This is a genomic window from Pseudomonas sp. MH9.2 (genome assembly GCF_034353875.1).
In the GTDB taxonomy this organism is placed as follows: Bacteria; Pseudomonadota; Gammaproteobacteria; order Pseudomonadales; family Pseudomonadaceae; genus Aquipseudomonas.
Map to the genome: position 1 here is coordinate 233,692 of NZ_CP133784.1, position 24,794 is coordinate 258,485.

23 protein-coding genes are annotated in these 24,794 nt (G+C 57.5%); 9 read left to right on the plus strand and 14 right to left on the minus strand.

Translation table 11 applies throughout. The features are described from left to right. The first annotated feature begins 104 nt into the window (after positions 1-104). A complete protein-coding gene (locus RHM55_RS01125) occupies positions 105-359 on the plus strand; it encodes a hypothetical protein (RefSeq protein ID WP_219059824.1) in 255 nt (84 codons plus the stop codon). Between the two features lie 139 nt (positions 360-498). Here the strand turns inward: RHM55_RS01125 and RHM55_RS01130 are convergent, their stop codons facing one another. Next, on the minus strand, positions 499-978 hold the full coding sequence (locus RHM55_RS01130; protein WP_322179117.1) for an LEA type 2 family protein: 480 nt from the start codon (positions 976-978) through the stop codon (positions 499-501). Positions 979-1,213: 235 nt separating this feature from the next. Here RHM55_RS01130 and RHM55_RS01135 point away from each other — a divergent pair, with 235 nt between their 5' ends. From RHM55_RS01135 to RHM55_RS01160, 6 genes are all read left to right on the plus strand, one after another. Further along, positions 1,214-2,224, plus strand: coding sequence for an AraC family transcriptional regulator (locus RHM55_RS01135; protein ID WP_322179118.1), 1,011 nt, complete (start codon positions 1,214-1,216; stop codon positions 2,222-2,224). A gap of 163 nt (positions 2,225-2,387) precedes the next feature. Then, the gene (locus RHM55_RS01140) at positions 2,388-4,052 is read left to right on the plus strand and encodes an AMP-binding protein (protein WP_322179119.1); all 1,665 of its coding nucleotides are present in this window, start codon (positions 2,388-2,390) and stop codon (positions 4,050-4,052) included. A gap of 13 nt (positions 4,053-4,065) precedes the next feature. Then, positions 4,066-4,833: an SDR family NAD(P)-dependent oxidoreductase gene (locus RHM55_RS01145; protein ID WP_322179120.1), complete on the plus strand. Its 768-nt coding sequence runs from the start codon at positions 4,066-4,068 to the stop codon at positions 4,831-4,833. Positions 4,834-4,847: 14 nt separating this feature from the next. Continuing rightward, positions 4,848-6,038 carry an acetyl-CoA C-acyltransferase gene (locus RHM55_RS01150; RefSeq protein WP_322179121.1) on the plus strand — a complete coding sequence of 397 codons (1,191 nt, stop codon included), beginning with the start codon at positions 4,848-4,850 and terminating at the stop codon, positions 6,036-6,038. Between the two features lie 21 nt (positions 6,039-6,059). Then, the gene (locus RHM55_RS01155; protein ID WP_322179122.1) at positions 6,060-7,187 is read left to right on the plus strand and encodes an acyl-CoA dehydrogenase; all 1,128 of its coding nucleotides are present in this window, start codon (positions 6,060-6,062) and stop codon (positions 7,185-7,187) included. 90 nt (positions 7,188-7,277) lie between these two features. Then, positions 7,278-8,051, plus strand: coding sequence for an enoyl-CoA hydratase (locus RHM55_RS01160; RefSeq protein ID WP_322179123.1), 774 nt, complete (start codon positions 7,278-7,280; stop codon positions 8,049-8,051). Positions 8,052-8,066: 15 nt separating this feature from the next. Here RHM55_RS01160 and RHM55_RS01165 read toward each other — a convergent pair whose 3' ends face one another. Next, positions 8,067-10,235, minus strand: a complete 2,169-nt coding sequence (locus tag RHM55_RS01165; RefSeq protein ID WP_322179124.1) for a type VI secretion system Vgr family protein — start codon at positions 10,233-10,235, stop codon at positions 8,067-8,069. A 299-nt stretch (positions 10,236-10,534) separates the two neighbouring features. Between RHM55_RS01165 and RHM55_RS01170 the strand changes: the two genes are divergently transcribed. Continuing rightward, the gene (locus RHM55_RS01170) at positions 10,535-11,239 is read left to right on the plus strand and encodes a YebC/PmpR family DNA-binding transcriptional regulator (protein ID WP_322179125.1); all 705 of its coding nucleotides are present in this window, start codon (positions 10,535-10,537) and stop codon (positions 11,237-11,239) included. A gap of 92 nt (positions 11,240-11,331) precedes the next feature. Here the strand turns inward: RHM55_RS01170 and RHM55_RS01175 are convergent, their stop codons facing one another. The 9 genes from RHM55_RS01175 to RHM55_RS01215 all read right to left on the minus strand — a co-directional run bounded on the left by RHM55_RS01175 (position 11,332) and on the right by RHM55_RS01215 (position 21,062). Next, positions 11,332-11,658: a chorismate mutase gene (locus RHM55_RS01175; RefSeq protein WP_322179126.1), complete on the minus strand. Its 327-nt coding sequence runs from the start codon at positions 11,656-11,658 to the stop codon at positions 11,332-11,334. Further along, the gene (locus RHM55_RS01180) at positions 11,655-12,593 is read right to left on the minus strand and encodes a carbohydrate kinase (RefSeq protein ID WP_322179127.1); all 939 of its coding nucleotides are present in this window, start codon (positions 12,591-12,593) and stop codon (positions 11,655-11,657) included. The genes RHM55_RS01175 and RHM55_RS01180 overlap by 4 nt, the downstream gene beginning before the upstream one ends. 15 nt (positions 12,594-12,608) lie before the next feature. Next, positions 12,609-14,090: a xylulokinase gene (gene xylB, locus RHM55_RS01185; protein WP_322179128.1), complete on the minus strand. Its 1,482-nt coding sequence runs from the start codon at positions 14,088-14,090 to the stop codon at positions 12,609-12,611. A 7-nt stretch (positions 14,091-14,097) separates the two neighbouring features. Further along, positions 14,098-15,579, minus strand: a complete 1,482-nt coding sequence (locus RHM55_RS01190; RefSeq protein ID WP_322179129.1) for a mannitol dehydrogenase family protein — start codon at positions 15,577-15,579, stop codon at positions 14,098-14,100. Between the two features lie 18 nt (positions 15,580-15,597). Continuing rightward, entirely contained in the window at positions 15,598-16,701 is a 1,104-nt protein-coding gene (locus tag RHM55_RS01195) for a sn-glycerol-3-phosphate ABC transporter ATP-binding protein UgpC (RefSeq protein ID WP_322179130.1), read from the minus strand. A 46-nt stretch (positions 16,702-16,747) separates the two neighbouring features. Further along, positions 16,748-17,581 (minus strand): carbohydrate ABC transporter permease, encoded by an 834-nt coding sequence (locus tag RHM55_RS01200; protein ID WP_322179131.1) that lies wholly within the window; start codon positions 17,579-17,581, stop codon positions 16,748-16,750. Between the two features lie 10 nt (positions 17,582-17,591). After that, complete coding sequence (locus RHM55_RS01205; protein ID WP_322179132.1) at positions 17,592-18,524, minus strand: sugar ABC transporter permease; 933 nt, start codon at positions 18,522-18,524, stop codon at positions 17,592-17,594. Positions 18,525-18,604: 80 nt separating this feature from the next. After that, positions 18,605-19,915 (minus strand): sugar ABC transporter substrate-binding protein, encoded by a 1,311-nt coding sequence (locus RHM55_RS01210; RefSeq protein ID WP_322179133.1) that lies wholly within the window; start codon positions 19,913-19,915, stop codon positions 18,605-18,607. Between the two features lie 241 nt (positions 19,916-20,156). After that, positions 20,157-21,062: an AraC family transcriptional regulator gene (locus tag RHM55_RS01215; RefSeq protein WP_322179134.1), complete on the minus strand. Its 906-nt coding sequence runs from the start codon at positions 21,060-21,062 to the stop codon at positions 20,157-20,159. A 130-nt stretch (positions 21,063-21,192) separates the two neighbouring features. Here RHM55_RS01215 and cobF point away from each other — a divergent pair, with 130 nt between their 5' ends. Next, the gene (cobF, locus tag RHM55_RS01220) at positions 21,193-21,951 is read left to right on the plus strand and encodes a precorrin-6A synthase (deacetylating) (protein ID WP_322179135.1); all 759 of its coding nucleotides are present in this window, start codon (positions 21,193-21,195) and stop codon (positions 21,949-21,951) included. A gap of 39 nt (positions 21,952-21,990) precedes the next feature. On the opposite strand, the gene RHM55_RS01225 is transcribed toward cobF, so the two are convergent. From RHM55_RS01225 to RHM55_RS01235, 3 genes are all read right to left on the minus strand, one after another. Beyond that, complete coding sequence (locus RHM55_RS01225; protein ID WP_322179136.1) at positions 21,991-23,295, minus strand: glycosyltransferase; 1,305 nt, start codon at positions 23,293-23,295, stop codon at positions 21,991-21,993. 122 nt (positions 23,296-23,417) lie between these two features. Then, on the minus strand, positions 23,418-23,936 hold the full coding sequence (locus RHM55_RS01230; RefSeq protein WP_322179137.1) for an Hcp family type VI secretion system effector: 519 nt from the start codon (positions 23,934-23,936) through the stop codon (positions 23,418-23,420). A 288-nt stretch (positions 23,937-24,224) separates the two neighbouring features. After that, a complete protein-coding gene (locus RHM55_RS01235) occupies positions 24,225-24,593 on the minus strand; it encodes a response regulator (RefSeq protein ID WP_322179138.1) in 369 nt (122 codons plus the stop codon). Positions 24,594-24,794 lie beyond the last annotated feature (201 nt).

Here is a 24,794-nt window from a genome sequence, read left to right on the forward strand (position 1 = left end):
GCAGTCTTTTTCGCGTTCATCGGCTAAGTGGACAAACATTACCGGGTCAGAAACTTCCCACAGCAGTGTAAGATACAGTCGATTTTTAGCCACAGGTGATCTGTATGAGCTTCAACCTGGCCAACCGGCCCGTCGCTGAGCGCGCAGCGCTTGAAGATGAAAAATCCAGACTGTTCGATCTCTGGCAAAACAACTTGGGCAAGGCCAAAGGCGATGCTGGCCGACTGGTGGGTGAAAAATCCAAGCGCAAGGGTAAATGGGCCGAATGGGTTCGTTCGGAACTCGACGGCATGTCCCCGCCTGAATACGCCAACATGGTGCGCAGCGAAATAAACCGTTTGATGGCGGCCGCCAAGTAGAGATCGGCTGAGGCAGCCTCAAAATAGCTCGGCGATTGCGTCCCTGACCTTGATGACTGCGGGGTCAAGCAAGGCGCTGGCGCACCAGCCGAGCTCTTTCGCGCGCATCAAGGCTGGCGTGCGCTTCATTAATGAGTAATCACCAGTTGCCGTAGACCGATTGAGGCAGGCTCAGGGTGCCACTGTCGCTGAAGCGCATGGTCCCGAACAGGCCACCTGCCAGCTTGCCGTGGAGCACGTAAGGCAGGTTGTCCAGGCTCTGGGTTTGTGTCAGCCCCAGTGCCTGGCGCAGTGCAGCGAAGGCCGACACACTGACGGGCACCACCAGCACGGTCTCGGAGAAGCCGGGTAGGGAGCCTTGCTGATCGCTGACGCCTGAGGCCAGCTGTCTGCCGTTGATGTCTAGCTCCAGGGCGACACCGCTGTAATTGATCACCTCTTCGTTAGGGTTTTGCAGACGAAGTTTGACCGCAAAGCGCAGTTCCAAATCCTGACCTTGCAGCGGTTCAATGCCGACTACGTTTATGTTTAGCGGGTCGCGGTGAGGGAATAGCGCGCAGGCGCTCATAGTCAGAATCAACAGCGAAGTGAGCAGGGCGCGGATCAGGCGTGACGGCATCAGTGACGCTCCAGTTAGCAAGGCACAATAGCAAGTCGTTGAACTCGTTCTTTGCAGCTTGAGGGTTCAACTGTGCGACCGCGTAAGGGGCCAGAGGTTCGTTTTACGCTGGTGGTTCCGAGCCCTGAAACACCTTGAGCTGGCTTTTTGTGCGTCGGCCCCTAAGATGGCCGGCAATAAAGCCGTAAACACCCCAGAGTGTCCAGGGACGGCTCGCAAGGACAGGCAATCATTCATGTCGGAAAAAGACACCATCTCTATGCAACTGGTGCGCGAAGCACTGTTGCAGAGTTGTGCGCCAGGGGCAGCCACTGCCGAGGTGTTGAGCAAGGTGGGGATTGCACCCGCGTTGCTTGGACAAGCCAATGCACGGGTACCGGCGACGGCGTATGCACGGTTGTGGCGCTTGCTGGCGCGGCGTCTGGACGATGAGTTTTTTGGCATGGACCCACGGCGTCTGAGGTCGGGCAGTCTTGAGTTCCTGTGCCGTTCGTCCATGGCTCAGTTGACGGTGGCAGCGGGGCTTGAATCGGGCTTGAGCTTTCTATCCTTGATGCTGGAGGACTTGCAGGCGGGATTGGTGCGTCAGCAGAGCCTTGCGGAAATTGTCCTAGATGAGCTCGACGGGCCACCGAAGCGGGCGTTTACGTATTTCACTTACTGGATGATCGTCCACGGCGTCGCCTGCTGGCTGGCGGGGCGACGGATTCCGATACTGGCCATCGAACTGCGATGCGCGGAGCCGGACTTCTGTGAAGATTACAACGTGATGTTTTCCGAAAACCTGCGCTTTGACCGGCCCAGGACTCGGATGATTTTCGCAGCTGACTGCCTGGACCTGCCGATTAAACGCAGTGCCGAGGAGCTCAAGCGATTTTTGGCCCGCGCCCCGGCCAATATCCTAGTGAAATACCGCGACCCGGAAAGCTTCGCCAGTCGGATCAAAAACGACTTGCGCCTGCTGCCCGCCGAGCACTGGCCGGAAACCGAGGCCTTGGCCCAAACATTGTGCATGTCGGCATCGACCCTGCGTCGGCGCTTGGCTGAAGAGGGTCAGACCTATCAAGCGATTAAAGACAGTGTGCGCAAGGAACTGGCGATTGTCTGGCTGGCCGACGCCGAGGTCAGCTTCGCCGACATCGCCGAGCGTCTGGGCTTCGCGGACACCAGTTCGTTCTACAAGGCGTTCCGCAAATGGTCAGGTTCGAACCCAGGGCATTATCGGAGTTTGATCCTGGGCGTGTGAGCAGGGGCTGTGAGCGCGGGTGTCAGGCGTCTGAGTCAAGCGATTCACATTGGCCAAACCAGTCACTCAACTTGATAGCTTTGACCATTGCCCGCGTTCGTCCTCGGGGTGATTATTCTTGCGACTTTTCTTACGGTTCCAAGAATAAAAGACCGAGGATGAAATGCGCGAATACACACACGCTGCCAACACATTTGATTATCAAACTACCTGCAATGCCACGCTCCAGGGCGAGTTGACGGGGCTCAATGCCTGCGTTGAGTGCTGTGATCGTCATGCCTTGCCTGGGCGCATCGCGTTGTTCTGGGAAGGTCGCCAGGGTGCCAGCGCGACGTATACCTTCATGGAATTACAGGAAAAAGCCGGGCGTTTCGCCAACTTCCTCAAGGCCCAGGGCGTAAAGCCTGGCGATACCGTCGCCGGCTTATTGCCGCGCACGGTCGAGTTGCTGATCGTGGTGTTGGGCACCTGGCGGGTCGGTGCCGTGTATCAGCCGATGTTCACGGCCTTTGGTCCCAAAGCCATCGAACATCGCCTGCACTGCTCGGGCGCGGCGCTGGTGGTCACTGACGGCGATAACCGTCACAAACTGACGGACGTGCCGAATTGCCCGTTGATCGTCACCGTGGGTGGCGCCAAGGGGGAGGGCATCGTACGGGGTGATTTCAGTTTCTGGGCCGAAGTGGAGTGCCATCCTGCGGCGTGCGAGCCGGTGATTCTGCCCGCGGATGCACCATTCCTGCTGATGTGCACCTCTGGCACTACCGGCCCGGCGAAACCGCTGGCGGTACCCTTGCGGGCAATTGTTGCGTTTCAGGGGTACATGCGCGATGCCATCGACCTGCGCCCGGAAGATGCATTCTGGAACGTGGCCGACCCAGGCTGGGCTTATGGCCTCTATTACGCAGTCATCGGTCCGTTGGCGTTGGGTCATCCGACGACCTTCTATGATGGTCCGTTCACGGTCCAAAGCACCTGCCAGATCATCCGTAAATACGGGATTACCAACCTCGCGGGTTCACCCACTGCGTTTCGTCTGTTGATCAGCGCCGGTGCCGAGTTCGCTAAACCGATCAAGGGCCAATTGCGCGTGGTGAGCAGCGCCGGGGAACCGCTCAATCCTGAAGTGATCCGCTGGTTTGCCGAAAACCTCGACGTCACCATTCATGACCATTACGGGCAGACCGAGCTGGGCATGGTGCTGTGCAACCATCACGGCCTGGAACACCCGGTAAGAATGGGCTCGGCAGGCTTTGCGGTGCCGGGGCATCGGATTGTGGTGTTGGGCGAAGACGCTGAAGAGCTGCCCGCCGGGCAACCGGGGATTCTCGCTGTGGATCGCGAGCAATCGCCGCTGTGCTGGTTCGACGGTTACAAGGGCATGAAAACCAGCGCTTTTGTTGGCAAGTACTACTTGAGCGGCGACACCGTAGAGTTGAACGATGATGGCAGCATCAGCTTCGTCGGCCGCAGTGATGATGTGATCACGACTTCCGGCTACCGGGTGGGACCTTTCGATGTTGAAAGCGCGCTGATTGAGCATCCAGCCGTGATGGAGGCGGCGGTCATCGGCAAGCCGGATCCGGAGCGTACCGAACTGGTGAAAGCCTTTGTTGTGCTGACTCAGCACTACCGCGCCGATCCGCAATTGGCCGAAGAGCTTCGCCTGTATGTACGCCAGCGTCTGGCCGCGCATGCCTATCCACGGGAAATCGAGTTCGTCAGCGAGCTGCCTAAAACCCCGAGTGGCAAGCTCCAGCGCTTTATTTTGCGCAATCAGGAAATCGCCAAAGCCCAGGCTGATCAAGCCGCCCCCCATACCGCGTGATTCAAGGAATTTTATGCAGATCCAAGACAAGGTGTTTCTGGTCAGTGGCGGCGCCTCTGGCCTCGGTGCAGCCACCGCGCAGATGCTGGTCGCGGCGGGTGCGAAGGTTATGTTGGTGGACATGAATGCAGAGGCCGTTGCTGCTCAGGCTGAAAAGCTTGGCGCACAGGCGCGTTGGTCAGTCGCCGATGTCAGCCAGGAAGCCCCTGCACAAGCGGCCGTTCATGCGGCGGTGGAAGCCTTTGGTGGGCTGCACGGGCTGGTCAATTGCGCCGGCGTGGTCGGCGCTGAAAAAATCCTCGGCAAGAATGGCCCGCATGGGCTGGACAGTTTCAGTCGGGTGATCGGCGTCAACTTGATCGGCAGCTTTAATCTGCTGCGCTTGGCGGCGGCGGCCATCGCTGAGACTGAGGCGGGCGAGGGTGGCGAACGCGGGGTCATCATCAATACTGCGTCGGCGGCCGCCTACGACGGGCAGATCGGCCAGGCCGCTTATGCGGCGTCCAAAGGCGCCATCGTCAGCCTGACCTTGCCTGCCGCCCGCGAACTGGCGCGTTTCGGTATCCGCGTGATGACCATCGCCCCCGGTATTTTCGAAACACCGATGATGGCTGGCATGACTCCGCAAGTGCGTGATTCGCTGGCGGCGGGTGTGCCGTTTCCACCGCGTCTGGGCAAGCCCGAAGAGTTCGCTGCGCTGGTTCGGCATATTATTGAAAACAGCATGCTCAATGGCGAGGTGATCCGTCTCGACGGTGCCTTGCGTATGGCAGCCAAGTAGCTGAGGAGTTAGTAATGACCATTCAAGATCCGATTGTAATCGTCAGTGCCGTGCGCACCCCAATGGGTGCCTTCCAGGGCGAATTTAAAAGCCTGACCGCGCCACAATTGGGCGCTGCAGCCATTCGTGCCGCTGTCGAACGCGCCGCTGTTGCGCCGCAGGATGTGGAAGAAGTGCTGTTCGGCTGTGTGCTCTCGGCAGGGCTGGGGCAGGCGCCTGCCCGGCAAGCGGCATTGGGCGCCGGGCTGAGCACGTCGACGGTGTGCACCACGCTGAACAAAATGTGCGGTTCGGGCATGCAGGCGACGATTCTGGCCCATGACCTGCTGCTCGCCGGCAGCGCGAAAGTCGTGGTCGCTGGCGGTATGGAAAGCATGTCCAACTCACCGTATCTGCTGGACCGGGCGCGTAGCGGTTATCGCATGGGTCATGGCCGGGTGATCGACCATATGTTCCTTGATGGCCTCGAAGATGCCTACGACAAGGGCCGGCTAATGGGCACCTTCGCCGAGGACTGCGCCGAAACCAATGGTTTTAGCCGCGAAGCGCAGGACGACTTTGCCATTAATTCCCTGAAACGGGCGCAACACGCGATCAGCAGCGGCAGTTTTGCGGCCGAAATCGTCCCGGTGCAGGTCACGGTGGGTAAGGAGCAACGGCTGATCAGCGACGATGAGCAACCGCCCAAGGCCCGTCTGGACAAGATCCCTACCTTGAAACCGGCATTCCGCGAAGGCGGCACGGTGACGGCGGCCAACTCCAGCTCGATCTCCGACGGTGCTGCGGCGCTGATGCTGATGCGTCAATCAGAAGCACTGGCACGTGGGCTCAAGCCGCTGGCGGTGATCCGTGGCCATGCAGCGTTCGCTGACGAGCCTGGGTTGTTCCCGACCGCGCCAGTGGGCGCGATCAAAAAACTGATGGGCAAGACCGGTTGGTCGCTGGACGAAGTGGACCTGTTCGAAGTCAATGAAGCGTTCGCGGTGGTCGCGCTGGTGACCATGAGCACGCTGGAACTGCCCCACAGCAAAGTGAACGTCCATGGTGGCGCCTGCGCCCTGGGTCATCCAATTGGCGCCTCGGGGGCGCGGATTCTGGTGACGCTGCTGTCGGCCCTGCGCCAAAAAGGCCTGCACCGTGGCGTAGCCGCCGTGTGTATCGGCGGCGGTGAAGCGACAGCCATTGCGGTCGAATGCCTGTACTGAGACGGTTAACGAGGAAAAGTCATGCTACCCACAGAAGAACAACAGCAGATCAGCGACGCGGCCCGTCAGTTCGCCCAGGAGCGCCTCAGGCCGTTCGCCGCGCAATGGGATCGCGAGCATTCGTTTCCGCGCCAGGCCATCGGCGAGATGGCTGAGCTGGGTTTCTTCGGCATGCTGGTGCCCGAACAATGGGGTGGCTGCGATACGGGCTATCTGGCTTATGCCATGGCTCTGGAAGAGATCGCGGCCGGCGATGGCGCCTGCTCGACCATCATGAGCGTGCACAATTCGGTGGGCTGCGTGCCGATTCTCAAATTCGGTAACGATCAGCAGAAAGAGCGCTTTCTTCGGCCTTTGGCCAGCGGTGCCATGCTCGGAGCCTTTGCCCTGACTGAGCCTCAGGCCGGTTCCGACGCCAGCAGCCTGCGCACCCGCGCCCGGCGTGAAGGCGATCATTACGTGCTCAACGGCTGCAAGCAGTTCATCACCTCCGGGCAAAACGCGGGGGTGGTGATCGTGTTCGCCGTGACCGACCCCAGTGCGGGGAAACGTGGGATCAGCGCCTTTATCGTGCCGACCGACTCGCCCGGTTATAAGGTCGCGAGGGTCGAGGACAAGCTCGGTCAGCACGCCTCTGACACCTGCCAGATTCTGTTTGAAGACGTTAAGGTCCCGGTCGAACAGCGTCTGGGCGAAGAAGGTGAAGGCTACAAAATCGCGCTGGCGAACCTTGAGGGCGGGCGCGTCGGCATCGCATCGCAATCGGTTGGCATGGCTCGTGCCGCATTTGAAGTCGCGCGTGATTACGCCAAGGAGCGTGAAAGTTTTGGCAAGTCACTGATCGAACACCAGGCCGTGGCGTTCCGGCTGGCTGACATGGCGACTTCAATCGCCGTTGCACGGCAAATGGTGCATTACGCAGCAGCCCTGCGTGACAGTGGCAAACCGGCGCTGGTTGAAGCCTCCATGGCCAAGTTGTTCGCCTCGGAAATGGCCGAAAAAGTGTGCTCCAGCGCGCTGCAAACACTGGGTGGCTATGGTTACCTCAGTGATTTCCCGCTAGAACGTATTTACCGCGACGTCCGTGTCTGTCAGATTTATGAAGGCACCAGTGACATTCAGAGAATGGTTATCTCTAGAAGTCTTTAGTGTTATTTTTCAGGTAGTTGCATTCGAATGTTGATGTGTTTTGTGTAATGTGACATTTCCTTTCATTTATAAAATTAAGGATAGATATCAATGGGTTATGAAACTATTTTAATGGAAATCCGAGGTCGCGTCGGATTGATCACCCTGAACCGTCCGCAGGCGTTGAACGCCCTTAATGCGCAGTTGGTCAGTGAATTGAACCAGGCGCTGGACGTGTTGGACGCCAATCGCGATATCGGCTGTATTGTGCTGACAGGCTCGAAAAAAGCCTTCGCCGCTGGCGCTGATATCAAGGAAATGGTTGAGCTGACCTACCCGCAGATTTACCTGGATGACCTGTTTTCGGACAGCGACCGTGTCGCCAGTCGACGTAAACCGATGATCGCGGCCGTAGCTGGTTTTGCGTTAGGCGGCGGCTGTGAGCTGGCGCTGATGTGCGATTTCATTTTGGCGGGCGATAATGCGAAATTCGGCCAGCCGGAGATTAAGCTGGGCGTTCTGCCGGGCATGGGCGGTACTCAACGTCTGACGCGCGCCGTGGGCAAGGCCAAGGCAATGGAAATGTGCCTCAGCGGGCGTCTGATCGATGCCGTGGAAGCCGAGCGCTCGGGGCTGGTAGCGCGAGTATTGCCGGTCGATGACCTGCTGGACGAAGCGCTGAAAGTGGCCGCTGAAATCGCCGCCAAATCCTTGCCTGTTGCGATGATGGTCAAGGAAAGCGTCAACCGTGCCTTTGAAGTCAGTCTGTCTGAAGGCATCCGTTTCGAGCGCAGGGTATTCCATGCGGCCTTCGCTACACAGGATCAGAAAGAAGGCATGGCGGCATTCATCGAAAAACGTGAGCCTCTGTTCGAGGGGCGTTAATCGCCCTCTGTGCGGCTAAGGCCGGCTCAACCATTGGAACAGGGCACTCAAGTCGGCGGCTGCAGATGCTGGCGAGGGTGGCGCAGGCTCCGCGGTGGCTTTTGGGCTGCTGAAAGCTAGAAGCTGCTGCGATGTCCAGTTCTGCTGGAAGTACTGCGACAGCAACTGGCAGGAGCCGGGGTGCACCAGGCACAGCCGTTGTGGGGTTTTTCTGTACTCCACAGCCAACTGCTGAAGTTGTTCCTGGTCCAGGCCTAGAAACCCTCGGTGATCGGTCTTGCCGTCGAATAGAAAATGCTGCGGCGCCAGGCGTGCCAGATTCTTCAGGCTGGGAGCGTCCATGCGCACGATGTACCAGATTCGATGTGCCAAGGGTTGCCCAAGCAGGCCTGGCTCCTCGGTCAGGCGCAGGTCGAGGCCAGGCAGTGAAGGTTGTCCGTAGGGCGACCGGTCTTCGCGACACACAGCGGTGCCCGGGATCGGCGCGTCCTGAAACCGTTCAAGGGCTTGATCCGAACCCCTGGAGAGGCTTTGTGGGCCTGTCACCTGGATACTCTCACGTTGCAGCACAATTCGGGTTTGATGGGTGTCAAGCATCAGCGTATGGCCGGCATCAGCGTGCAGTGTCTGGCCAGCACTTAAATGAATGCGTTCTGACACCGGTTCCAGAGGGTGACCGTCAACTCGGATCCGCGTTGGTTGCACCTGCGTATCGGTGGCTTCTGCCGGGTGGCCGCAGATTACTGGCCGATCCGGGTCGTTGTCGAAATAACGCACCTGCATGTGCGAACCCCCGGTTAATTCAGACAAGTTGCTGTCATTCGGTTTGCCGTGACTGGCCAGTGGCACCCAACATCTGATGTCGGCATGCCAGTGAAACCTGACCTGAATCTGGCCGTGTTCATCGCGCTGAACAGGGTGCTCATCAACGCCGACCAACGTGACCGTCTGCCCACCAGGAATATGCGGTTTGCAGTGTTTGAGCTGCGGCCGAAAAGTCTGGGTCCAGGGGATAGCCCGAAAGTGGTTGCGATAGCCTTGACTGAAGGGCGCGATCCCGGCACCCGGCATAACCCCGGGAGGATGATCCGTGGCTTCCCACCATTTCCTGTCAGAGGCCGGGTCATGATCGAATATCGCAGCGATATCGAGCGGGTCGAAGCCGTTCAGCAGCTGCAGTTGTTTGCCCGCATGGTGGACTTCAGTCAGTAGCCACTGATCATTGAACAGGTTGTCGGGGTGAGCAAACACCTGCTGAATCTGGCCACTGACCAGCGTGGGTTGATTACTTTGACCGTGTACCAGGCGTCTTTCGCAACGCAAGCGCTCCAGTGTGCGCTCGCTCAGTTGCCTTATTCGGGCGTCTTCAGGGGTCGATTGATCGACACGGCGAAAGGACTCGCAAGGCTGATTGACGGCAGGGTCACTGGCTGGCGCAAAACTGATGTTGTCTCCCGGCATTATTAAGGGTTGATCGATGGGGGCAGGGCCCTGGCTGCTGTAGCTGGGTGGAATGGAAAAACGTTTGGCCATATGGCTTATCGTCGCCGGGCACGCAGCGCGGCCGTCGTTCATATGGAACCGGATCGGCGTTGGCTGTTCGGGAAAGCTGCCCGGATCATCGGAAAAAATCAGCACGTGGTCGCTATGGCGGTGTTCGAAGCGGTAGTGGATGCCTTCCTCTTCGCACAAGCGTTGCAGCAGATGCAGGTCGTTTTCGTCGTATTGAACACATATCGACCGTGGCGGATACAGGCCTATCATGTGCTCGAAGCGATAGCTGTCACCGTCGATGCCATGTTCTTCAAGGAGTTGAACGATGATCTGCGGCGCGCTCAATGCCTGAAAAATTCGCCGATGACTGCGCTGCAGCAGCACGTGCATCCTGGGCGCCAGATGAACGCGGTAATGGCTCAAACTGGTACCCGCGTAGAGCAGGCTGGCGCCAGCGATCAGCCCATGAATACCTTTGTTGTCGACGCTATTGTTCAGTGCGTCGAAGGACAGATAGGCGCTGCGTGAGAGCAGTGGGCCGAAGTCCAGGTGCGGGTTTGGGCTGATCAGGTCAATGTCGAAACGATAGGGTTCATTCAAGGCTTCGTGGCCCTTGAAACTGATGACCTGTAGCGCCAGCTCGCAATGGGCGATGGTCAGGGTCGTCAGGGTTCTATTGTCTCGGCTCATCCGCGCATCCTCGGTCTTAAAGCATCAAGGGTGCAGAGGGTACGGAATGCCGGCAACGAAAGTCATCGTTAAGCCATTTTTCGGAAAAGGACTACAACTCAAGTATCGGTCTTACAGGTGCAAGCCCGTGTTTTCCTGTCCAGGATCAAGCTCGTTCGATCAATGACTCGATTGCGGGGGTTTCATCTGGCGTTATCGCGTATAAAATACCCTTCATTTTTCAGCGTTATGCCGCCTCAGCTGTCAGCTGCCTGCTGACAGAGAGGGGCAGTAAACAGTCACGGATCAAGAGAACAAGCATGGGCGCACAGTGGAAGGTCAAGCATAAAGAAGCAGCATCCAACGCTAAAGGGCGGATTTTTGGCAAGCTGTCCAAGGAAATCATGATCGCTGCGCGTGCTGGCGCTGATCCTGACATGAACCCGCGCCTGCGACTGGTTGTCGAGCAGGCGAAAAAGGCCTCGATGCCTCGCGAAACCCTCGAGCGCGCTATCAAAAAAGGTGCTGGCTTGCTGGGTGAAGGCGTGACGTTCGAGCGTCTGACCTACGAAGGTTTTGCGCCGCACCATGTACCGGTGATCATCGAGTGCCTGACGGACAACATCAACCGTACGGTCTCGGAAATCCGCGTGTTGTTCCGTAAAGGGCAACTGGGGGCCGCCGGTTCTGTTTCCTGGGACTTCAATCATCAGGGCCTGATCGAGGCTGTTCCTGCCACGCCGGATGCGGATGCCGAGTTAGCGGCCATCGAGGCAGGTGCTCAGGATTTCGAACCCGGAGAAGACGGCGCCACCCTGTTCCTCACCGAGCTGACCGATCTGGATGCCGTTTGCAAGGCGCTGCCTGAGTTCGGCTTTGTCGTGCAGTCCGCACAGTTGGGTTATCGCCCAAAAAGCACCGTTGATGGCCTGAGCGACGAGCAAATGGCGGAAGTCGAAGCGTTTCTTGAAGCCATCGATGGCCATGACGATGTGCAGAATGTGTATGTAGGGTTGGCAGGCTAACCCGTTGAATCGGTTTGCCTGAGACACTCTCTTCAGGCAAGCCTGCTCCCGGCACAGCGGTGAGCAAGCTTGTCTGTGTCCTCCGCCCGAGCTTAGCGCGAGGTCGGTTCCTGAATCACCGCGTGTGCTATCAGTTCCTGATGGATAAACGCGCTAATCATCGCCCTGTAAACTTGCTCGGTCACTGCCGGGTTGGCGCCCAGCTCCACGGATAGCGAAACCACCTTGGCGATGACCTGCTCGACCCTTTGCGGGGCTTTTACGTCATCGGTGGTTTTCTTGAAATGGGCCGCCTGTTCTACATAGGTCCCGCGCTTGGCCAAAAGCGCGACGATGTCGCGATCAATCTGATCAATGTTTTCGCGTACCTGATCGATGCTTTCGCAGTCGACAATCCCGCTGGGGGCTTGCTCATTCATGTTAATTGATCTCGATAAGGTAAATCCGGGCCGACCTTGGTGCAGGTCAGCGCCGCCGCAGCGACGGCGAAGTTGAGCATTGCGTCGATAAGCGCTCTGGACAGCTGTTCCAGTCCGCTTGGGCTATCAAGTTGCCGTTCGCTGAGAAAGGTGATCAGTGCGGCCTGGAACGTGTCGCCTGCGCCCACGGTATCGGCAGTGACGACTTCATGGGCGGGTACCGACCAGTTTCCATGCTGGCGAGTGAAGACGCTGGCGCCTTTGCTGCCTCGGGTGAGGAAGACCAGTTGGCAACGTTTGATCAACCAGCTCTGGGCAATGCTGTGTGGGTCGCGATCCGGGTAAAGCAGGTTCAGGTCTTCATCGCTGACCTTGATGATGTGGGCATGCTCGGCAAAGGCGCTGATCTGTTCTCGCCAGCGCTCGATATCGGGTTCAGGATTGAGGCGCACGTTGGGGTCAAGTGTGATCAGACGCTGGTTGCTTTCACGTTCGATCAGCGCCAACAGCGTGTCGGCAATGGGTTGCACCACCAGCGAGAACGAACCGATGTGAATACCGCGCACGCGCTCATCCAGCGCTGGTAGGTGCTGAACTTGCAATTGCCGGTCCGCGCACCCTTCACCGCGAAAGCTGTAGTGCGGCGAGCCGTCGGCGCCCACGGCAACCATCGCCAAGGTGGTGGGGGCGTCGAAGTCGATCAGATAGTCGGGTTGCACACCTTCCTCGTCGAGTACTGTGCGTAGCCGACGGCCCAGATAATCGGTGGAAATCCCTGCAAAAAAAGCCGTATCAACGCCCAGGCGGCGCAGGCCCACCGCGACGTTGAATGGCGAGCCACCGGCAATGGCCTGAAAGCCCACTTTGTTGCTTTGCCCGTTGTTGTCTGGCTGGCTGAAAAAATCGAACAGCGCTTCGCCACAGACTAAAAACATAGATGCTCCACGGCCTTAAAGTGCCCGTAAATAATGACGATAGCGGTCGTAGACCTGCTGATAAGCAATGACATTCTCGGGGATTGGTCGGGTTTCGCTGCTCGCGTCGAGGCCCACGCAGCGCTGACACAATGCCTGCAAGCTCTGACTTTGTCCGTTTTCTGCGGACCAGCACCATGCTGCCTGAATGGCCGCGCCGAGTGCTGCGGCTTCACTGTGTTCGGTGCAGATAACCGGGGTGTCCATGACATCCGCGACGATTTGCCTCCAGATCGCGCTTTTAGCGCCGCCGCCGATCAAGCGGACCGTCTCACTCTTGATGCCATTGGCGCGCAGCAGGTCCAGGCCGTAGCGCAAACCAAAGGTGGTGCCTTCGACCACTGCACGGCACAGGTTGGCCTGGCTCAGGTTGGTGCTGTTGAGCCCCAGAATACTGCCGGTGGCATGGGGCAGGGCGGGTACACGTTCGCCATTGAGGAAGGGCAGCATCAGCACCCCTTCGGCACCGATCGGCGCTTGGGCTATCGCGCGGTTGAAGCTGTCGATGTCCAAGGAAAACAGTTCGCGAATGGCGCTGGTGGCATTGGTCAGGTTCATGGTGCAAATCAATGGCAACCAACCACCGGAGGAAGAACAGAAGGTCGCCACCGAGGCTTGGTCGCTGACCTGTGGCTGGTCCGCATAGGCGTAGACAGTGCCCGAGGAGCCCAGACTCATGGTGATCGAGCCGGGTTGGATATTGCCGGTGCCGATGGCGCCCATCATGTTATCGCCACCACCACTGGCGACAATAGCGTCTGGGTTTAGCCCGAGTAGTTGGGCGATTTGCGGACGAATCGTGCCCACGGCTTGCTGCGCGTCGATCAGCTGAGGCAAGGCACGGCTCAAGCGGCCACTGGGGTCGATATGTTCGAGTAGCGCCACGTCCCAACTACGGGTGCGCACGTTGAAATAACCAGTGCCGGAGGCGTCGCCGAATTCGCTGCAACAACGTCCGGTCAGCCAGTAGTTGAGGTAGTCATGGGGCAGCAATATCTTGTCGATGCGTACGGAAAACTCAGGATAGTGCTCCAGGGTCCACAGCAGCTTTGAGACCGTGTAACCCGGTGCAATGGCAACACCGAGGCGCGCGAGAGAGCCGGCTTCTCCGCCGAGATAGTCCAGTAGTCGATTGTTTTCCGGGGTGGATTCGGTGTCGCACCACAGTTTGGCCGGGCGTAACACTTCGCCCTGTTGATCCAGTAGAACCAGGCCGTGTTGCTGCCCGGAAACACTGATTGCCTGGATCTGTGAGCCGCTGATGCCGGCCTCCGCGAGCGCATCACGGGTGGCCTGTTCGAACGCCGCGAGCCATTGCTGCACATCCTGCTCGCGCCGACCATTGGCCGCACTGATCAGACGGTGCGGCGCGGCGCCTTGGCCAAGCACGTTGCCGCTTACTGCATCAAGCACAATGGCCTTGGTGCCTTGGGTTCCGCAATCAATACCGAGAAACATGCTCACCTCAGACGGATTTGGCCAGCAGATTTTCCAGGGTCTTGCGGACGCCCAGTTCACGCAAGCTGTTGAGGTTATGTTCGAACGCGGCGACGAACTCGGCGGACCGTGGAATTGCTGTGCCAAAGATTTCTACAACCTCGAGCAAACGCTGAGTGATCAAGACATCGTCGACGACCAAGGCCTGACAGAATTCTGTCCTGGGGTCGACGATGGGATACGTGTTGCCGGCTTCATCCACTCCCTTGAGGTATATGGCCCAGGCCGCCACCACCAGAGACGCACGGTCGAGGTTGCCTTTATCAAGAATCAGGCGGTTGATGGTCGGCACGGTGAACTTGGGAAACTTCGATGAGCCGTCGGAGCAAACCCGTGCCAACTGATCGGCAATCGCCTGATTGGAGAAGCGCTCGATCAAGGTGTCCTTGTAGCCTTCCAGGTCGATCCCGGGCACCGAAGCCAATTGTGGCGTGACATCCAGGTCCATGTAGGCGCGTACGAATTGCACGTACAGCGGATCGTTCATGGTCTCGTGGACGAAGCGATAGCCCTGCAAAAAGCCCAGATAGGTCAGTGCCAGATGACTGCCGTTGAGCAACTTGATTTTCATCTCTTCGTAGGGCGTCACGTTGTTGGTGAACTGCACACCGACCTTTTCCCAGGCTGGGCGGCCGCTGACGAAGTTATCCTCCAGCACCCATTGCACAAACGGTTCGCAGACCACCGGCCAGGCATCATCGACACCGTATTCATCGTGCAACTGGAGTCGCTGAGCGGTGGTGGTCATGGGGGTGATGCGGTCGACCATTGCGTTGGGGAAGCTGACGTTGGCGGCAATCCAGTCGTGCAGATCGGCATCGCGCAGGGCAGCGAAAGCCAGCAACGCCTTGCGTGCGACGCTGCCGTTATGTGGCAGGTTATCGCAAGACATTACGGTGAAGGCTGGAAGGGCGTTCGCGCGGCGTGTTGCCAGGGCCGCGCAGAGCAGGCCGAACACGGTCTTCGGCGAAGTCGGGTACGCAAGATCATGTTGAATCTGCGGCAAGTGCGCCATGAATTGGCCGTTGCTGTCGTCGATGCAGTAGCCACCTTCGGTGATCGTCAGTGAAACGATCCGAATCTCAGGGCTGGCCAACTTGTCGATCAACGCCTGCACGCCATCTTCAGCCAGTAACATGTTGCTGATGGAACCGATAATGCGGGTTTCAGTGTCGTCGGTATCGCCGAGTTCACAGAGCGTGTAGAGGTAGTCTTGCTCGGCTAGGGCGTCACGTACTGCGCGATCTTCCGGGCGCAGGCCAATCCCGCAGATACTCCAGTCGAGGTCTTCGCCGAGGTTCATCAGCGCGTCGGTGTAGAACGCCTGATGTGCGCGGTGAAAACCACCAACACCGATGTGGGCGATCCCCTGGCGAGTGTCGGCCGGGCTGTAGAGCGGGCGAGCGACGGTGGCGGGGAGCTGTGAAAGGTTCTGCTTGTTCAGTTTCATGAGGGCGGTCTCGAATGTTTAAGCGGCGGCCTGTAAAGCGCTGGTGATCACCAGGCCCTGAGCGTCGAACAAATGGCAGTGGGTGCTGTCCAGGTGCAGGTTCAGACTCTCGCCATGCTGGCTGGCCAGATCTCCGCGGATACGCAGGGTCAAGGCTTCACCTGATGAAGTGCGCACATGACAATACGTGTCGCTGCCCAAGCGCTCGCTGACGTCGGCGATTACCTGCATCTGGCAGTCTCCTTCCCTGGCGATGTTCAAGTGTTCCGGGCGTATGCCAAGGGTTACCGCGCTGCCGACACTCACGCTGGCGCCGGCCAATGGCAGGTTGATTGTGGTGCCAGCGTCCAGGGTGACTTCGCAGCCACGGCTGTCGGCACGGCTGACGGTGCCCTTGAGAAAGCCCATTTTCGGTGTGCCCAGAAAGCCTGCAACGAACAGGTTGGCTGGATGGTGGTACAGCTCCAGCGGCGAGCCGATTTGTTCAACCTTACCACCGTTGAGGACCACGACCTTGTCGGCCAGGGTCATGGCCTCGACCTGATCGTGGGTCACGTAGATCATTGTCGCCTTCAGCTCTTTATGCAGGCGTGACAGCTCCAGGCGTGTTTGAACGCGCAACGCTGCGTCGAGGTTGGAGAGGGGCTCATCGAACAGGAATATTTTTGGGTTGCGCACAATTGCCCGGCCGATGGCCACGCGCTGGCGCTGACCGCCGGAAAGCTGTTTGGGTTTACGCTCCAGCAGCGGTTCCAGTTGCAGGATGCGCGCCGCTTCGCTGACTTTGCGCTCGATATCGGCTTTGTTGCCACCGGCCAGATCGAGGGCGAACGACATGTTCTTGCGCACGGTCATATGCGGATACAGGGCGTAGGTCTGAAATACCATGGCCAGGTCGCGCTTGGCCGGGCTGACCTGGGTGATGTCTCGCCCATCAAGCTCGATGGTACCGGCAGTGACTTCTTCAAGCCCGGCGATCAGCCGCAATAGCGTGGATTTGCCGCAGCCGGAGGGACCGACGAAAACCACGAATTCACGGTCGCGAACGTCCAGATCGATGCCCTTGATGATGGCGTGGCCGTCGAAGCCTTTTTGCAGGTTTCTGATACTCAGGTTAGCCATGGTGACCTCCGTTCTGTTCTGTTTTTATTCTAGAAAGGTAGAAAGACTATTTGACGGCGCCAAAAGACAGGCCGCGTACCAGTTGTTTTTGGCTGATCCAGCCGAAGATCAGAATCGGCGCGCAGGCCAGGGTCGAGACTGCCGAGAGCTTGGCCCAGAACAAGCCTTCCGGGCTTGAGTAGGAGGCGATCAGGGCTGTCAATGGCGCGGCATTGGACGAAGTCAGGTTCAGCGACCAGAACGCCTCGTTCCAGCACAGGATCAGTGACAGCAGGGCTGTGGACGCCAGGCCACCTTTGCAGATGGGTACTAGCACCCGGAAGATCTCTTGCAAGGTCGTGGCTCCGTCCAGTCGCGCGGCTTCGAGAATGTCCGGCGGGATATCCTTGAAGTAGGTGTAGATCATCCATACAACAATGGGTAGGTTGATCAGGGTATAGATAATGATCAGGGCGAATCGGGTGTCCAGCAGACCGAAGGTTTTGGCCAGCAAGTAGATCGGCATCAGCACGCCCACCGGTGGCAACATCTTGGTCGAGAGCATCCACAATAAGGTGCCTTTTGTGCGTTTGGTCTCGAAGAAAGCCATGGAATAGGCCGCCGGTATGGCGATCAGCAGGCACAGGGCCGTGGCGCTGAAGGAGATGAGCACCGAGTTCCAGGCAAAATGGAAATAGCCGCTGCGTTCCTCGATGTGCAGGTAGTTCTCCAGCGTCGGGCTGAAGATGAACTGAGGTGGCGTGGCGAAAGCGTCGATTTCGGTCTTGAAGCTGGTCAGCACCATCCAGAAGATAGGGAAGAACACCAGCGCCGCTATGGCCCATGACAAGGTGCCGAGCACCAGGCTCTGCACGCGACGGGATTGTTTGAGCGTCATCATGATAAGGCCCTCATGACTTATCGGTGAGGTTTTTGCCAATCATCCGAATCAGGATGATTGCGGCAATGTTGGCGATCACCACGGCAATCAAGCCGCCAGCCGACGCCATGCCGACATCGAACTGCAGCAAGGCCTGGTTATAGATCAGGTACGCCAGGTTGGTCGAGGCATAGCCCGGACCGCCGTTGGTGGTGGTGAAAATCTCGGCGAACACCGACAACAGGAAAATCGTTTCGATCATGATGACCACGGCAATGGGCCGGGCCAGATGCGGCAGCGTCAGGTACCAGAAAATCGCCAAGGGACCGGCGCCGTCCAGGCGCGCAGCCTCTTTCTGCTCCTGATCAAGCGATTGCATGGCCGTCATCAGGATCAGGATGGCGAAGGGCAGCCATTGCCACGATACGATGATGATGATCGACAGCAGCGGGAAGTGGGCGAGCCAGTCCACCGGCTGCGCGCCGAAAAATTTCCATACAGCGGCCAGAATTCCGGAAACCGGATGGAAAATCAGGTTCTTCCAGATCAGCGCGCTGACCGTTGGCATGATGAAGAACGGCGAAATCAACAACACCCGGACGATGCCTCGACCGAAAAATTCGCTGGCTTCCAGCAGGGCTGAAATCAGGACGCCGAGAATCACGCTGATCGCCAGCACACTGCCCACCAGCAATAAGGTGTTGGTGGCGCCGGGGATGAAGCCACTGTCAGTGATGAAGTAGGTGAAGTTTTCCAGACCGACGAATTCGTTCTCGCCGGGATTCAGCAGACTGTAGCGAATCAGCGAGAAGTAGATCGTCATGCCCAGCGGCACAATCATCCACACCAGCAACAGCAGTATGGAAGGGCTGACCAGAAACCAGCCGGGTTTGACCCTCCGGCGTTTGGCCTTGGGTTGTTGGCTGGACGTAGCCAGACGGGGGTTAACGGCTGAGGTATTCATGATGACTCCGAGCCTGGACGCAAGCGTGAACACAGTGTCGAGGGGCAGAGGGCCTCTCGACACCAGCGATAGTCAGAGGACTACTTTTTCGGGTAACCCGCTCGTTTCATGTCCCGCTCAGTGGAGTTTTGCGCGGCGACCAGGGCGGCATCGACTGTCATCGTACCAACCAGGGCTGCGGAGAATTGCTGGCCGACCGACGTGCCGATGGCCTGGAACTCAGGGATGGTCACCAACTGGATACCGACATAAGGCACCGGTTTTAGCGTAGGGGTCTTGGGTGTCACTGCCTTCAACGATTCGAGGGTGATCTTGGCGAACGGTGCAGCCGTCATGTACGCCTCGTTGTAGGTCGAGGCGCGAGTGCCTGGTGGCACGTTGGCCACGCCATCTTTCTCGGCAACCAGTGCGGCGTACTCCTTGGAAGTAGCCCAGGTACTGAAGGTTTTGGCGTCAGTCTGGTTTTTTGCGCTGGTCGGAATGGCCAGCGCCCAGGAGTACAACCAGGCAGAGCCTTTGTCTGTGACCTCATGCGGCGCGTAAGTGAAGCCGACATGGTCGACGACCTTGCTTTGAGTTTTATCGGTCACAAAAGAGCCCGCAACGCTGGCATCCACCCAGATCGCACAGTTGCCGCTGTTGAACAGGGCCAGGTTTTCGTTGAAACCATTGCTCGATGCGCCAGGCGGCCCGGATTTTTTCATGGTTTCGACGTAGAAATTCAGTGCGTTTTTCCACTCGGGTTGATCGAACTGAGGTTTCCATTGCTCATCGAACCAGCGTGCGCCGTACGCATTGGCAACGGTGCTGATCAGCGCCATGTTCTCGCCCCAGCCGGCCTTGCCGCGCAAGCAGATACCGTATTGTTCTTTGTCTCGGTGGGTGAGTTTTTCGGCGAAGCCGGCGATCTCGCTCCAGGTTGGGCGTTCAGGCATCGTCAGGCCTGCGTCCTTGAACAGATCGGTGCGGTAGTAGGTCATCGAACTTTCGGCATAGAACGGCAGGGCATACAGCTTGCCGTCAACCGACAGGCCATCGCGTACCGATGGAAAAACGTCATCCAGCGCGTAGCTGGCAGGCAGGTCTTTCATCTCTTCCAGCCAGCCTTTCTGACCCCACAACGACGCTTCGTACATGCCGATGGTCAGCACATCGAACTGGCCCCCTTTTGTGGCGATGTCGGTGGTCAGGCGTTGGCGCAGAACGTTTTCTTCCAGCACCACCCAGTTGAGTTTGATATCAGGGTGCTGTTGTTCGAAGGTTTTAGACAGACGTTGCATGCGAATCATGTCGCTGTTGTTGACCGTGGCAATGGTGACTGTACCGGCGACGGCCGTGCTGCCAAGTACCAGGCAGGTGCTGGCGAGTAGCGCTTTTACTGAAGCCTTCATCGATCTCTCCTCTCCTGCGCTCTGAGAGCTGCAGAAGGTCAGTTATTGTTTTTGTATCTTCCGGAGGCAAGGAAGACTGTGAACTGATTACAACGGTCTGAGGGAGAGATGACAAATCCTGCACTGCACTCAAACTGATACTTTTTTGCACTCATGGCGCAAACGGAAATGCATTGAAATATCGCTCCGGCATAGCGTCGGGCGGTTTCAGCGTAGTTGAAGGGGGCGAAGGTGGGGTGAATCAGTACAGGTTTTGTTCGGTCAGTCGCTGGACGGCCAAACGACGATAGTGCGAGGGCGTCATGCCTTTGAGCTGCTGAAAACGCCGATTAAAATTGGAAATATTATTGAAACCGGACTCGAAACACACATCGGTCACCGGTTTATTGCCATCCGCCAGCAGCTCGCAGGATTTACTGACGCGCAGGCGATTGACGAACTCGACGAAGCAACGGCCAGTCGCCTGCTTGAACACCCTGGAAAAATACGTCGGTTTCATGCCCAGATACTCGGCGACCTCTTCAAGAGGCAGCTCGCGCGCGTAATGAGCGAAGATGTAATCCACGGCGCGGTTGGTGCGGTCGATGCTGTGTTCATCGGCCAATTGCGGCGAGGTCGTGCCAGAGAGCAGTTGGACGTCATCACTCGCGGCCAGAAGCTCCAGCAATATGAAAAAATGCCCCAGCCGGCTGATACCCCTGCTGTCGGCGATTTTTTGCATCAGCTTCATCGCCTGACGGATCGTGCGTTTGCAGCGAAACTCGATTCCGTATTGTGCGCGCTCCAGCAGTGGGGTCAGGGTCTTGAGTTCGGAAAACACCTGGTTGCCGCTCTCGAACAACTCGTCGGTGAAATTCACCAGCATGTCGCGTTTGACCACCACTTCGTCTTCGCCGACCTGACTGATCCAGTTATGTGGCAGGTTCGGCCCGGTCAAAAACAGGCTTTCAGGGTAGAAGTTACCGATGTAATCGCCGATGAACACCTTGCCCGAACTGGCGACGATCAGATGCAGCTCGTATTCCTTGTGAAAATGCCAGCGCACCAAAGGACAGGGAAAACCATGCTCGCGATAAATGATCGACAGCCCGTTATGGTCGTCCATCAGTTCGTAGGAGGGGTCGGTTATTCTTGTTGTTTTGGTCATGCACTGGTCGTCGATGGTGATTCGCTCAGGTCCTAATGTGCACTATTTGGCTGAGCGGTAACATGGACTTAACAAAGGGTCGTATGAAAGGGTACGAAATGAGGATGACCGTGGTTTTGGATGTGGGCTCATGAAGAACATTCTGCTGATCGGCATTGGTGCGGGTAATCCAGAACACATCACGGTTCAGGCCATTAACGCGCTGAACCGGACGAACGTGTTTTTCATCCTGGACAAAGGCTATGCCAACGACGATCTATTGCGTTTGAGGAAGGAGATTTGCCAGCGCTACATGACGCGCGACGACTACCGCGTGGTGCAGGTGCAGGATCCGCAGCGCGAAGACGATCCTCAGTCCTATCAGGCGGGCATCGAGTATTGGCATGAGCAGCGCGCGGTGTTGTTCGAGCAACTGATTGGCGATGAAGTGGCTGAGGGGGAGGTTGGCGCGTTTTTGATCTGGGGCGATCCGTCGCTGTATGACAGCACTTTGCGGATACTCGACCGGGTACTGGAGCGCGGCGCGCAGTCGTTTGAGTATCAGGTCATTCCGGGCATTACCAGCGTTCAGGCGTTGGTCGCCCAGCACCGGATACCGTTGAACCGCATTGGCGAGCCAATCCAGATCACCACCGGCCGGCGACTGGCGCAGAGCCCGGAGGGGGATATCGATAACGTCGTGGTGATGCTCGATGCCCATTGCACGTTTGACACCCTGACCGACACCGATTTGCACATCTACTGGGGTGCGTATCTGGGCACCCCGGATGAAATCCTGATCACAGGAAAACTCAAGGACGTCAGTGCTGAAATTCGCCGCGTCCGCGAAGCTGCCAGGCGCGAGAAAGGGTGGATCATGGATACATATTTGTTGCGTAGACCACGCTGAGGCCTTCGCCCGCAAGCTGGCGAAGAAAATACCCGGATATCAAACTGAAGTTCGATTCTTGGCTTCGATCCATTGCGCCATGTATTGGGTACTTTTGTGGTGGTGGTGACGTAGCATGGCACCGGTGAAGTTGTCGGTTCGATGCTGCTGCAGGGTTTGGCGGCAGGCCTCAATCCGCGCAATCAGGCTCGCGCAGTGCTGCTCGTACTGATAGCGCGCACTCACTATCGCCCAGCCATTGGCTTGCGCCTGTGCCCACAGGGTTTTGTCCCGATAGAGCTCGACGGCTGCAGCAGCGATGGCGCTGGCGCTACTGGCTATCGCGCCCGGCCATGGCAGGTCGCCGGCCATGGCTTCAGCGCCGATAGGCGTGGTGACATTCGGGGTGCCGCAGAGCATGGCGTCGACGATCTTGCCTTTGATGCCAGCACCAAACCGCAAGGGTGCCAGACAGACTCGCGCACCGGACATCACCTCCAGTGCATCTTCCGCCCAGTTCATGACATGAAATCCCTGTGCTGCGTTGTGCAGGGCAGTGGCTTTGGGGGGGGTGTAGGCCCCGTAGATGTGCAGTTGCGCAGACGGTAGCTGTTGGCGAATCCGTGGCCAGATCGCATTTTTCATCCATAACACCGCATCCCAGTTCGGCGCGTGGCGAAAGTTACCGATGCTGAGGAAGTGCGCGCGGTCTTCGAAAGGTCGCGCAGTGGTCGGTGTGCCATTGAGCATCAGTGGGCACCAATGCAGTAATGCCATGGGGAGCTTGAACTGATCGACGAGTAGATCGATTTCTACATCGGAGATCATCAGGCTGATGTCGGAGCGATAGATCGCGGCAATTTCGCGCTGAGCCAGGTCACTGGCCGCCATGTACGGGAAAATAGCTTGAGGTGAGGCACTGAAAAATTCATAAAAATCATCAAGATCAGAGTCTTTCTTCAGGTGATCCTTGAGCAGTTGATGCCGAGCGTCGCGCAGGCTTTGCAGGTCTGAGGTTTCGAGAATGCGCAGCGCGTCGGGGCAATGCTTCTCCACGCGCCAGGCAAATTGTTCTTCCATCATGAAACGGTCGAACAGCACGATGTCTGGCTTGAGTTCAGTGATGAACACATCGAAGCTGCTGTTATTGAGTTCGATGCTGACTTCGGCAATGCCGAGAGCGGCGAGATCAGCTTTGTGTTCGCCTTCGCTCGCAGGGCTGCTGAAGGTGATTTGCCAGCCTTGACTCAGGAAGCACTCGATCAACTGCATCATGTGACCACCCGCTGCCGACGAGCGCGGTTCTGGCCAGACATAACCAATGATGAGCACGTGGGTGGGAGTGCTTGAGTGGGGCAGGCTCATGGGAGGGGGTTCTGGGTGATCGAGGGGCGTAATTAAACCACAGGTTTTGGGAGGCATCACCGATACGCCGAAAGCGCGACAAAAAAAGCATCGACCCCTTGAGGGGGCGATGCTGTTTGTGATTACTCAGTCTTGAGTTTGCGCCAGTCGTCGGAGCCCGAAGTACCGCTGACTTCATGGGTCCAGGAGATTTTGCGATAGGTGAAGTAGACGTCTTCAAGGTGAGTGAAGTGCGACTGTTTCGGGTCCTGGCAGTTTGGCATGTGCGAATGCACTTCAACGATCAGTGCATCGTCCAGTTCGATGGTGAAGTAGTGCTGTTGAGTGCCCTCTGCCGAGGTGCGGAACCACTCCAGGCGGCATTTGCTCAGGAGTTCGCCGGAGGTCAAAGCCGCGAAAATCAAAGGCGAGGACTTGTCGAACACCTTGGTGATCATCAGAGGTTTGTGTACGCGTTGGCCGGTCGGTTGGCCGGATTGAGGGTCGCGTGGAATGATGATTTGATGGTCGAAGGCTTGAACCAGGATTTGGTCTTCATGACCTTCCTGATAGATGTTGCCGACCGAGTCCTGGGTAAAAGTGCCTGCGGTGATCAGGCCCTGTTTGGTGCCTTCGATCTTCAAATACGCGGGTGTTGGCATGAAACGCTCCTTTCAGGATAAACAGAGGGTGTCCGTAAAAACTAATGCGTTGCGGACACTGTTTCATCTATCAAAAGCCATGCCGTAAAATATAAATTGATATAAATCATATTGATAGCGTTATTAGTTAAAGCTATTTAGAGATGTATGGTGGGCGTTTAACTCCGGTTGAGCAAGTTCTTGCTCATGCCGACGGAGCATCCTGCGCATAGGATAAGGGCCCTTGGAAACCGGATCAGGCAAGTTTTCGGGGTAGTGGCGGGTTTGGGTTGTGCAGGAAATTGCGTATCAGGCCTTTTGGCCCAAAATCCCCTTCACCTTGCTTCGCAACTGATCGATGGAGAACGGTTTGCCGATGACGTCCATACCTTCCTGCACCTCGATACTTTCTGCATACCCACTGGCGAACAGCACGGGCAGGCTGGGGCGTAATTTCCGGGCCTCGGTCGCCAGATCGCGGCCATTCATATCGGGTAGTCCCTGATCAGTCATCAGCAGGTCTATGACTTTCTGACCGTCGCCCAGGTGGGCGAGCGCGTCTTTACCGTCAGCGGCTTCGAGCACGCTGTAATCCAGCTCTTCAAGTACGTCGACGATCAACATGCGTACGATGTTGTCGTCTTCGACCACGAGGATGGTGCTGGTGGGTGCGGACATAAAATGTTCCCTGAAAAAAGACAATAATTCGCAGCTGATTGTTTCTGACAGCATGTTAATGAGTATGTAAATGATAGCGACAAGTTCCCTCTAGCAGGAAAAACTATCCATTTGGGTTCCTTTCTGCTCTTTTTTCACCCTGATGAGATTTTTTGTAGGCCGTTTCATGGTGCTGTGCCTGAATTTTCTGCTTCATGTGCT